This window comes from Saccharopolyspora karakumensis, from assembly GCF_004349225.1.
GTDB lineage: Bacteria > Actinomycetota > Actinomycetes > Mycobacteriales > Pseudonocardiaceae > Saccharopolyspora > Saccharopolyspora endophytica.
In genome coordinates, this window is record NZ_SMLA01000096.1 from 1 (window position 1) to 10,044 (window position 10,044).

The window sequence follows — 10,044 nt, forward strand, 5'->3', positions numbered from 1 at the left end:
GCCCCCGACACCGCATCCTGACCGGATTTCAGCGGAGATCAGCCCCCGACTTCCACTGAAATCGGGACCCCGACTTCAGTGGAAATCTGGTTGACCCAGGTGGGCGGGGCTCTGGGTTCGGTGCCACTTCACAGGCCGGGCTGGGGTGTGACGTGGGAAACTGGGCTCGGCTCCGCAAAGCTGTTTGATTGATTTTGCATAGCAGTGCATAATCATCCGTATGACGGTGAGGGTTGCTGTAGCGGGTGCCAGTGGCTACGCGGGCGGAGAACTGCTCCGCCTGCTCCTGGCGCACCCCGAGGTCGAGATCGGCGCGCTGACGGCGGGAGGCAACGCGGGCAGCAAGCTCGGTCAGCACCACCCCAACCTGCTGCCCCTGGCCGACCGCGAGCTCGCCGAGACCACCGCCGAGCAGCTGCGCGGCCACGACGTCGTGTTCCTCGCGCTGCCCCACGGCCACTCCGCGGCGATCGCCGCCGAGCTCGGCGATGGCGTCGTGGTGGTCGACTGCGGTGCCGACCACCGCCTCAACGACGCCGAGGACTGGACCCGCTGGTACGGCGGCGACCACCCCGGCACCTGGCCCTACGGCGTGCCCGAACTCCCCGGTGCGCGCGACCGGCTGCGCGGCAGCAAGCGCGTCGCCGTCGCCGGCTGCTTCCCGACGGTCTCGTCGCTGGCCGTCGTGCCCGCCCTGGCCGCGGGCATCGTCGAACCCGACGTCGTGGTCACCGCGATCACCGGCACCTCCGGCGCGGGCCGCGCGCTCAAGCCGCACCTGCTCTCGGCCGAGGTCATGGGCTCGGCCAGCGTCTACGGCGTCGGCGGCGCCCACCGGCACACCCCCGAGATGATCCAGAACCTCAGCGCCGCGGCCGGAGAGAAGGCCAAGGTGTCCTTCACGCCCGTGCTGGCCCCGATGGCGCGCGGCATCCTCGCCACCTGCTCGGCACCGCTGCGCGGCGGCGTCGACACCGCCGCCGCCCGCAAGGTCTACCTCGACGCCTACGGCGACGAGCCGTTCGTCCACGTCCTGCCCGAGGGGGCCTGGCCGCAGACCTCGGCGACGCTCGGCGCCAACACCGTGCACCTGCAGGTCACCGTCGATCCCGACGCCGGTCGGCTGGTCGTGGTCGGTGCCGAGGACAACCTCACCAAGGGCACCGCGGGCGGCGCCGTGCAGTGCATGAACCTCGCCCTCGGCCTGCCCGAGACCACCGGACTGCCCACCGCCGGCCTCGCGCCGTGAGTCCCGCCACCAGAACCGAGGAGAAGACATGAGCGTGACCGGTCCCGCCGGTTTCCGGGCGGCGGGGGTCGCCGCAGGCATCAAGGCAGCGGGCGCGCGCGATCTCGCACTCGTGGTCAACGACGGTCCGCAGCAGTCGGCGGCGGGCGTGTTCACCACCAACAAGGTCAAAGCCGCGCCGGTGCTGTGGTCGCAGCAGGTGCTCCAGGAGCGCAAGCTGCGCGCGATCGTGCTCAACTCCGGTTGCGCCAACGCCTGCACCGGGCCGGGCGGCTTCCAGGACACCCACGCCACCGCGGAGAAGGTCGCCGACGTCCTCGGCACCGGAGCGATCGAGGTCGCGGTCTGCTCGACCGGCCTGATCGGTGAGCGGCTGCCGATGGACGCGCTGCTGCCCGGCGTCGACACCGCCGCCAAGGCCCTCGACGCGGGTGAGCAGTCCGGCCTGGACGCCGCGACCGCCGTGCTGACCACCGACAGCAAGGCCAAGCAGGCCCACCGCGCGCACGAGAACGGCTGGTCGATCGGCGGGTTCGCCAAGGGCGCGGGCATGCTCGCGCCGAACATGGCCACCATGCTCAGCGTCATCACCACCGACGTGATGATCAGCGGCGCCGACCTCGACGAAGCGCTGCGGGCGGCGACCCGGGTCACCTTCGACCGGCTCGACGTCGACGGCGGCACCTCCACCAACGACACCGTGCTGGTGATGGCCTCCGGCGCCTCGGGCGTCGAAGCCTCGCAGGAGGAGTTCACGGCGCTGCTCACCACCGTCTGCCAAGACCTGGTGCGGCAGCTGCAGGACGACGCCGAAGGCGCCACCAAGACCATCGACATCACCGTGCGCGGCGCCGTCAGCGAAGCCGACGCGGTGACCATCGGCCGGATCGTCGCCGAGGACAACCTGGTCAAGACCGCGATGTTCGGTTCGGACCCGAACTGGGGCCGCATCGCCATGGCGCTGGGCCGCGCGCAGGCCGAGATCGACGTGGACAAGGTCGAGATCGCCACCAACGGCGTCACGCTCTACACCGACGGCGCCACCGCCCACGACCGCAGCGAGGCCGACCTGTCCGGGCGGCAGATCGAGATCGTCATCGATCTGCACCTCGGCGAGCACGCCGCCACGATCCTGTCCACCGACCTCTCCCACGACTACGTCGAAGAGAACAGCGCGTACTCCTCATGACCAGTGACACCAGCGATCGGCTGGCCACCGCGGCCGAGAAGGCCAGCGTCCTCGTCGAAGCGCTCCCGTGGTTGCAGCGCTTCAACGGCGCCACCGTGGTGATCAAGTACGGCGGCAACGCCATGATCGACGACGATCTCAAGGCCGCGTTCGCGCAGGACATGGTGTTCCTGCGGCTCGCCGGCCTGCGCCCCGTCGTCGTGCACGGCGGCGGCCCGCAGATCACCTCGATGCTCGACCGGCTCGGCATGGAGGGCGAGTTCCGCGGCGGGTTGCGCGTGACCTCGCCGGAGACGATGGACGTCGTCCGGATGGTGCTGTTCGGGCAGGTCGGGCGCGAGCTCGTCGGTCTGATCAACCAGCACGGGCCCTACGCGGTCGGCATGTCCGGCGAGGACGCGCGGCTGTTCACCGCGGCCCGCCGCACCGCCACGGTCGACGGCGAGGCGGTCGACGTCGGGCTCGTCGGAGACGTCGTCGACGTCAACCCCGACGCCGTGCTGGACCTGATCAACGCCGGCCGCATCCCGGTGGTGTCGACCGTGGCCCCCGACGCCGACGGCGTGGTGCACAACGTCAACGCCGACACCGCCGCCGGTGCGCTGGCGGTCGCGCTGGGAGCCGAGAAGCTCGTGGTGCTCACCGACGTCGAAGGCCTCTACACCAACTGGCCGGACAAGTCATCGCTGGTCAGCAGGCTCGACGTGGACCAGCTCGCGGAGCTTCTGCCGGGCCTGGCCTCCGGGATGGTTCCCAAGATGGAGGCCTGCCTGCGCGCCGTGCGCGGGGGAGTGCCGCGCGCCCACGTCATCGACGGGCGGCTGGCGCATTCCGTCCTGCTCGAAGTCTTCACCAGTGCCGGAGTGGGAACCATGGTGTTCCCCGTCGAATCGGAGGACGCATGAGTGACGGTTCCGCTTCTCACGCTCATGTCGGCCGACCGGGTGCGGATGCCCCGCAAGAACACGGAGGACGCATGACCACCAACGCGACCGGGATGCAGCGCTGGCAGGCGTCCATGATGGACAACTACGGCACCCCGAAGCTGACCTTCGTCAGCGGTTCCGGTGCCGAGCTGACCGACGCCGACGGCAAGACCTACCTGGACTTCGTCAGCGGGATCGCCGTCAACGCCCTCGGCCACGCCCACCCCGCGATCGTCCAGGCGGTGTCCGAGCAGGTCGCCAAGCTGGGCCACGTCTCCAACCTCTACGTGCACGAGCTCGGCCTGACGCTGGCCGAGCGGCTGCTGGAGCTCGCCGGGGTGGCCGGGCAGGGGCGCGTGCTGTTCTGCAACTCCGGTGCGGAGGCCAACGAGGCGGCGTTCAAGATCGCCCGCCTCACCGGACGTCCCAAGATCGTCGCCACCCAGGGCGGTTTCCACGGCCGAACGATGGGCGCGCTCGCGCTGACCGGCCAGCCCGCCAAGCAGGAGCCGTTCGCGCCGATGCCCGCCGGTGTGGTGCACGTGCCCTACGGCGACGTCGCCGCGCTGGAGTCCGAAGTGGACGACAACACGGCCGCGGTGTTCCTGGAGCCGATCCAGGGCGAGAACGGCGTCGTCGTCCCGCCCGAGGGCTACCTGCGCGCCGCCCGCGAGATCGCCTCCCGCAACGGTGCGCTGCTGGTCCTCGACGAGGTGCAGACCGGCATCGGCCGCACCGGATCCTGGTTCGCGTTCCAGCGAGAGGGCGTCACTCCGGATGTGATCACCTTGGCCAAGGGCCTCGGCGGCGGTCTGCCGATCGGCGCCTGCATCGGCATCGGAGGCGCCGCCGACCTGCTGCACCCCGGCCAGCACGGCACCACCTTCGGCGGTAACCCGATCGTTTGTGCCGCGGCACTGGCAGTGCTCGACACCATCGCCTCCGAAGGACTGCTCGACCACGTCGAACAGGTCGGCAAGGACCTCGTCAGCGGTGTGCAGGCGCTCGGCCACCCGCTGGTCCGCGAGGTCCGCGGGGCCGGACTGCTGGTCGCCATCGGGCTCACCCAGTCCGTCGCCGCCAAGGTCGCGGCCGCCGCGCAGGAACGCGGATACCTGGTCAACCCCATCCAGCCGGACGCCATCCGGCTGTGCCCGCCGCTGGTCGTGCGCGGTGAGCAGGTGCAGCGACTGCTCACCGACCTTCCCGAACTGCTCGACGCTGCCAAGGAGAACTGATGTCCCGGCACTTCCTCCGCGACGACGACCTCACGCCCGACGAGCAGGCCGAGGTCCTCGACCTCGCCGACGAGCTCAAGGCCGATCCGCTCGGCTCCGACGTGCTCAAGGGCAAGTCGATCGCGGTGCTCTTCGAGAAGAACTCCACCCGGACCCGCCTCTCCTTCGAGGTCGGCATTCACCAGCTCGGCGGACAGCCGATCGTGGTGGACGGGCGGATGATGCAGCTCGGTCGCGAGGAGACCATCGAGGACACCTCGCGCGTGCTGTCCCGCTACGTCGACGCCGTCGTGTGGCGGACCTTCGCCCAGGCGCGCATCGACGCCATGGCCTCGGCCTCGCGCGGACCGGTGATCAACGCGCTCACCGACGAGTTCCACCCCTGCCAGGTGCTCGCCGATCTCCAGACCATCCGCGAACGCCACGGCAAGCTCGCCGGGCTGACCCTGACCTACCTCGGCGACGGCGCCAACAACATGGCGCACTCGCTGCTGGTCGGTGGCGTCACCGCGGGCATGCACGTGCGGATCGGAGCCCCCGAGGGCTTCCGGCCCGCCGAGTGGGTGCTCGAAGCGGCCCGCAAGCGCGCGGCCGAGACCGGCGGTTCCGTCGAGCTGCACAACACCCCGCAGGGCTCCGTCGAGGGCGCTGACGTGCTGGTCACCGACGCGTGGACCTCGATGGGGCAGGAGAACGACGGCAAGGACCGGGTCAGCCCGTTCCGCCCGTACCAGGTCAACGCGGAGCTGCTGGCCGCCACCGGCAAGACCGACACGAGCGTGCTGCACTGCCTGCCCGCGCACCGCGGCCTGGAGATCACCGACGACGTGCTCGACGGGGCCGCCAGCGCGGTGTTCGACGAGGCCGAGAACCGGCTGCACGCCCAGAAGGCCCTGCTGTCCTGGCTGGTGCGACGATCGTGAGCACGACCCGGGTCGCGCGGCAGGCGCGCATCGTCGAACTGGTGTCCTCGATGGACATCCGCAGCCAGACCGAGCTGGCCAAGCTGCTCGGCGACGCCGGCATCGAGGTCACCCAGGCCACGCTGTCCCGGGACCTCGACGAGCTCGGCGCCGTCAAGCTGCGCGGCCCGGACGGCGGGGCGGCGGTCTACGTCATCCCGGAGGACGGCAGCCCGGTCCGAGGTGTCCAGGGCGGCACCTCGCGCCTGAGCCGTCTGCTCGGCGAGCTGCTCGCCGGTGCCGACGGAGCGGGCAACCTCACCGTCCTGCGCACCCCGCCGGGCGCGGCCCAGTTCCTGGCCAGCGCCATCGATCGCGCGGCGCTCACCGAGGTCGTGGGCTCGATAGCGGGTGACGACACGGTCATGATCGTCGCCCGCGAGCCGCTGACCGGGCACGAGCTCGCCGAGCGCTTCACCGCGATGGCAGCGGGCGGCCTCCACGTCGAGGATGAGGCGTAGGGCAGGCTGGTCCGAGCCGTCCGGGCACGACGGACATTGAACGCGGGCGGTTCGACGGACGAACCGCCCGGAAGCCAACCGAGAAAGCACCGAGGAACCGAACGTGACGCAGCAAGGCAGTGAGCCCACCAAGCTCTGGGGCGGCCGGTTCGCCTCCGGTCCGGCCGAGGCGATGGCCGCGCTGAGCCTGTCGACGCACTTCGACTGGCGACTGGCGCCCTACGACATCGCCGGATCGCGCGCCCACGCCCGCGTCCTCCACCGCGCCGGGCTGCTGACCCAGGACGAGCTCGACGCGATGCTCGCCGGGCTCGACACCCTCGCCGCCGACGTCGAATCCGGAGCGTTCACCCCGGTCATCGACGACGAGGACGTGCACACCGCCCTCGAACGCGGCCTGCTGGAACGCGTCGGCGCCGACCTCGGAGGCAAGCTGCGCGCCGGCCGGTCCCGCAACGACCAGGTCGCCACCCTGTTCCGGATGTGGCTGCGCGACGCCGGCCGGCGCATCGCCGCAGGCGTGCTCGACGTCGTCGACGCCCTCGCAGGGCAGGCCGCCGCGCACCCGGACGCGGTGCTTCCCGGTCGCACCCATCTGCAGCACGCCCAGCCGGTGCTGCTCGGGCACCACCTGCTCGCGCACTGCCAGGCGCTGCTGCGCGACGTCTCCCGCATCCGCGACTGGGACGCCCGCACCGCCTACTCGCCCTACGGCTCGGGTGCGCTGGCCGGATCGTCGCTGAGCCTGGACCCGCAGGCCATCGCCGCCGATCTGGGCTTCCGCGGCGCCACGGACAACTCCATCGACGGGACCGCCTCCCGCGACTTCGCCGCCGAGGCCGCGTTCTGCCTGGCGATGATCGGGGTCAACCTCTCCCGGATCGCCGAAGAGGTGATCATCTGGAACACCGCCGAGTTCGGCTACATCACCCTCGACGACGCCTGGGCCACCGGCAGTTCGATCATGCCGCAGAAGAAGAACCCCGACGTCGCGGAGCTCGCCCGGGGCAAGTCCGGTCGGCTCATCGGCAACCTCTCGGGCCTGCTGAGCACCCTCAAGGCCCTCCCGCTGGCGTACAACCGGGACCTGCAGGAGGACAAGGAGCCGGTCTTCGACTCCGTCGAGCAGCTGGACCTGCTGCTGCCCGCGATGAGCGGCATGCTCGGCACGCTCACCTTCCACACCGAGCGCATGGCCGAGCTCGCGCCCGCCGGGTTCACCCTCGCCACCGACATCGCCGAGTGGCTGGTGCGCCAGGGAGTGCCCTTCCGCGTCGCCCACGAGGCGTCGGGGGAGTGCGTGCGCACCGCCGAGACGCGCGGAGTCGGCCTGGACGAGCTCACCGACGAGGAACTGACCGCAGCGCACCCGGCGCTGACCCCGCAGGTCCGCGACGTGCTGACGGTCTCGGGCTCCATCGAGTCCCGCGATTCGCACGGCGGCACCGCACCCAGCCGGGTCGCCGAGCAGCGCAAGCAGGTCGTGGCGGCCGTCGACGAGCACCGCGGGTGGCTGTCGGAGTGATCAACGGCGGCGCGCGCCCGGTAGGGTGCTGAACGTGGACCTGATGACGAGCGACGAGCTGGCCCGCGACCCGCTGTGGGTCGCGCGCCGGCTGCTGGGCTGCGAACTGCGGTCCAGCAGCCCTGAGGGCGAGGTCGCCGTGCGCCTGGTCGAGGTGGAGGCGTACCGGGGCACCGATGATCCGGCGTCGCACTGCTACCGGGGCCGGACCGAGCGCAACTCGGTCATGTTCGGCCCCGCCGGCCACCTCTACGTGTACTTCGTCTACGGGATGCACTTCTGCATCAACGTGGTGTGCATGACTGACAGCGTCCCCGGCGCGGTTCTGCTGCGCGCCGGGGAGGTCACCACCGGGAGCGAGCTCGCCCGCAGCCGCAAGCCCGCTGCCCGCAAGGACGCCCAGCTGGCCAGCGGTCCCGCTCGGCTCGCCGGAGTCCTGGGCATCACCCGCGAGCACAACGGCATCGACCTGACCTCGCCGGATTCGCCGGTCCGCCTCTACAACGGCACGCAGGTCGCCGAGGACGACATCCGCAGCGGTCCCCGCGTCGGCGTCGCCGCCGCCATGGACCTGCCGTGGCGGTCGTGGGTCGACGGTTCGGAGTCCGTCAGCGCCTACCGGCGTGGCGGGCGACGCCGGACCCGAGCCCGGGCGTAAACCGGCTTGCGGGGATGAGCGAAACTGGACCGCGTGAGTGAGCACATCCTTGACGAGCTGGCCTGGCGCGGACTGATCGCGCAATCCACCGACCTCGACGCGCTGCGCCGAGACCTGGACACCGGGCCGCTCACTCTCTATGCGGGCTTCGACCCGACCGCGCCGAGCCTGCACGCCGGGCACCTGATCCCGATGCTGACGCTGCGCCGGTTCCAGCAGGCGGGTCACCGGCCCGTGGTGCTGGCGGGCGGGGCGACCGGCCTGATCGGTGATCCGCGCGACGTCGGCGAGCGAAACCTGCACGACGAGAGCACCGTCGCCGAGTGGACCGGGAAGATCCACCGCCAGCTGTCGACGTTCGTCGACTTCGACGACTCGCCGACCGGCGCGGTCATGGCCAACAACGCGGACTGGACCGCCGACCTGTCGGTCACCGCGTTCCTGCGCGACGTCGGCAAGCACTTCTCGGTGAACACGATGCTCGCGCGCGAGACGGTCAAGCGCCGGCTGGAGACCGACGGCATCTCCTACACCGAGTTCAGCTACATGCTGTTGCAGGCCAACGACTTCGTGCAGCTCTACCGCAAGCACGGCACCACGTTGCAGCTCGGCGGGTCCGACCAGTGGGGCAACATCATCGCCGGGGTGGACCTGATCCGGAAGCAGGAGAGCGCGGCGGCGCACGCGCTGACGCTGCCGCTGGTCACCGATTCGGAAGGCCGCAAGTTCGGCAAGTCGACGGGCGGCGGGAACGTCTGGCTCGACCCGTCGCTGACCTCGCCCTACGCCTGGTACCAGTACTTCGTGAACGCGGCCGACGCCGACGTGCCCAACTACTTGCGGCTGTTCACCTTCCTCGACCTTGAGGAGATCGAGGAGCTGGAGAAGACCACGGCCGAGCGCCCGCAGCTGCGCGCGGGGCAGAAGCGGCTCGCCGAGGAGCTGACCACGCTGGTGCACGGCGAGGACCAGACCCGCAAGGTGATCGCCGCCAGCCAGGCGCTGTTCGGGCGCGGGGAGATCGCCGAACTCGACGAGGCGACGCTGGACTCGGCCATGGCCGCCGTCCCGCAGGCCGAGGTGCGCCTGACCGACGGTCCGACGATCGTCGACCTGCTCGTCGAAACCGGTCTGGTCAACGGCAAGGGCGCTGCGCGACGCACCATCAAGGAGGGCGGCGCGTACGTCAACAACGTCAAGATCGCGGATGAGGAGTGGGCTCCGAGCCAGGAGGACCTCCTGCACGGTCGCTGGCTGGTCGTCCGTCGCGGCAAGCGCCACACCGCGGGCGCCAAGGTGCTGAGCTGACTCCGCCACCACCACTGGAACGGGGCGCTGACCTGCGGGTTAGCGCCCCGTTTCGCGTGAAGACCCCCCGGTTTGACCCCCGCGAAACGGACCGTGTAGCTTTATCCGAGTCAGAGCGACACGGGCCGGGAAACCGGGCCGGGCCTGACGCGGGGTTGCGGACCAAGCTCCTGTCTCCGGATGGTAGAGTGGGCGCCCCGACCGGGAAATCGAGAAAGTAAGAGCAAGCCAATCGGCTTGGGGACGCGGACGCGGTTTTCCACCCTGTTCTTTGATTGAAAATAGCGCTTGGTAAGCTACCGGGCAGAATAGCGAGCCGAATTCGGCGGCACCGGATAAGGGTTACCCCCCGGTGAGACCGAAAAAAGGGCCTGCTAGTCTTCACTACAGCGAAAGCGCGACGAGGAAATGACTCCCCGGAGTTCATGGCCCTGAATGGGGTTGTGGCGATGGTGTGGGTGTGTTCTTTGAGAACTCAACAGTGGACTGTTTTGGTTAGTGTTCTTTTATGCCCCTGACCAGTGATGC

The 10,044-nt window shown here is 70.4% G+C and carries 9 protein-coding genes; all 9 read left to right on the forward strand.

Going from position 1 to position 10,044, the window contains the following annotated elements; all coding sequences use genetic code 11:
* Positions 1 to 220 precede the first annotated feature (220 nt).
* The 9 genes from argC to tyrS all read left to right on the forward strand — a co-directional run bounded on the left by argC (position 221) and on the right by tyrS (position 9,516).
* The gene (argC, locus tag E1202_RS30385) at positions 221 to 1,249 is read left to right on the forward strand and encodes an N-acetyl-gamma-glutamyl-phosphate reductase (RefSeq protein WP_132686753.1); all 1,029 of its coding nucleotides are present in this window, start codon (positions 221 to 223) and stop codon (positions 1,247 to 1,249) included.
* Positions 1,250 to 1,277: 28 nt separating this feature from the next.
* The gene (gene argJ / locus E1202_RS30390; RefSeq protein ID WP_132686754.1) at positions 1,278 to 2,438 is read left to right on the forward strand and encodes a bifunctional glutamate N-acetyltransferase/amino-acid acetyltransferase ArgJ; all 1,161 of its coding nucleotides are present in this window, start codon (positions 1,278 to 1,280) and stop codon (positions 2,436 to 2,438) included.
* Positions 2,435 to 3,343 (forward strand): acetylglutamate kinase, encoded by a 909-nt coding sequence (argB, locus tag E1202_RS30395; protein ID WP_132686755.1) that lies wholly within the window; start codon positions 2,435 to 2,437, stop codon positions 3,341 to 3,343. Before argJ ends, argB begins: the two co-directional genes overlap by 4 nt.
* A 71-nt stretch (positions 3,344 to 3,414) precedes the next feature.
* A complete protein-coding gene (locus tag E1202_RS30400) occupies positions 3,415 to 4,602 on the forward strand; it encodes an acetylornithine transaminase (protein ID WP_132686756.1) in 1,188 nt (395 codons plus the stop codon).
* Positions 4,602 to 5,525: an ornithine carbamoyltransferase gene (gene argF / locus E1202_RS30405; protein ID WP_132686757.1), complete on the forward strand. Its 924-nt coding sequence runs from the start codon at positions 4,602 to 4,604 to the stop codon at positions 5,523 to 5,525. Before E1202_RS30400 ends, argF begins: the two co-directional genes overlap by 1 nt.
* Entirely contained in the window at positions 5,522 to 6,025 is a 504-nt protein-coding gene (locus E1202_RS30410) for an arginine repressor (protein ID WP_132675190.1), read from the forward strand. The genes argF and E1202_RS30410 overlap by 4 nt, the downstream gene beginning before the upstream one ends.
* 103 nt (positions 6,026 to 6,128) lie before the next feature.
* Positions 6,129 to 7,550, forward strand: a complete 1,422-nt coding sequence (gene argH, locus E1202_RS30415) for an argininosuccinate lyase (RefSeq protein WP_165944037.1) — start codon at positions 6,129 to 6,131, stop codon at positions 7,548 to 7,550.
* Between the two features lie 43 nt (positions 7,551 to 7,593).
* Entirely contained in the window at positions 7,594 to 8,208 is a 615-nt protein-coding gene (locus tag E1202_RS30420) for a DNA-3-methyladenine glycosylase (RefSeq protein ID WP_132686760.1), read from the forward strand.
* 33 nt (positions 8,209 to 8,241) lie between these two features.
* On the forward strand, positions 8,242 to 9,516 hold the full coding sequence (tyrS, locus tag E1202_RS30425; RefSeq protein ID WP_132686758.1) for a tyrosine--tRNA ligase: 1,275 nt from the start codon (positions 8,242 to 8,244) through the stop codon (positions 9,514 to 9,516).
* Positions 9,517 to 10,044 lie beyond the last annotated feature (528 nt).

Bases quoted from the DNA above. Each gene is read 5' to 3' on its own strand.
- argC (WP_132686753.1), top strand. From the start codon at position 221: ATGACGGTGAGGGTTGCTGTAGCGGGTGCCAGTGGCTACGCGGGCGGA.
- argJ (WP_132686754.1), top strand. From the start codon at position 1,278: ATGAGCGTGACCGGTCCCGCCGGTTTCCGGGCGGCGGGGGTCGCCGCA.
- argB (WP_132686755.1), top strand. From the start codon at position 2,435: ATGACCAGTGACACCAGCGATCGGCTGGCCACCGCGGCCGAGAAGGCC.
- E1202_RS30400 (WP_132686756.1), top strand. From the start codon at position 3,415: ATGACCACCAACGCGACCGGGATGCAGCGCTGGCAGGCGTCCATGATG.
- argF (WP_132686757.1), top strand. From the start codon at position 4,602: ATGTCCCGGCACTTCCTCCGCGACGACGACCTCACGCCCGACGAGCAG.
- E1202_RS30420 (WP_132686760.1), top strand. From the start codon at position 7,594: ATGACGAGCGACGAGCTGGCCCGCGACCCGCTGTGGGTCGCGCGCCGG.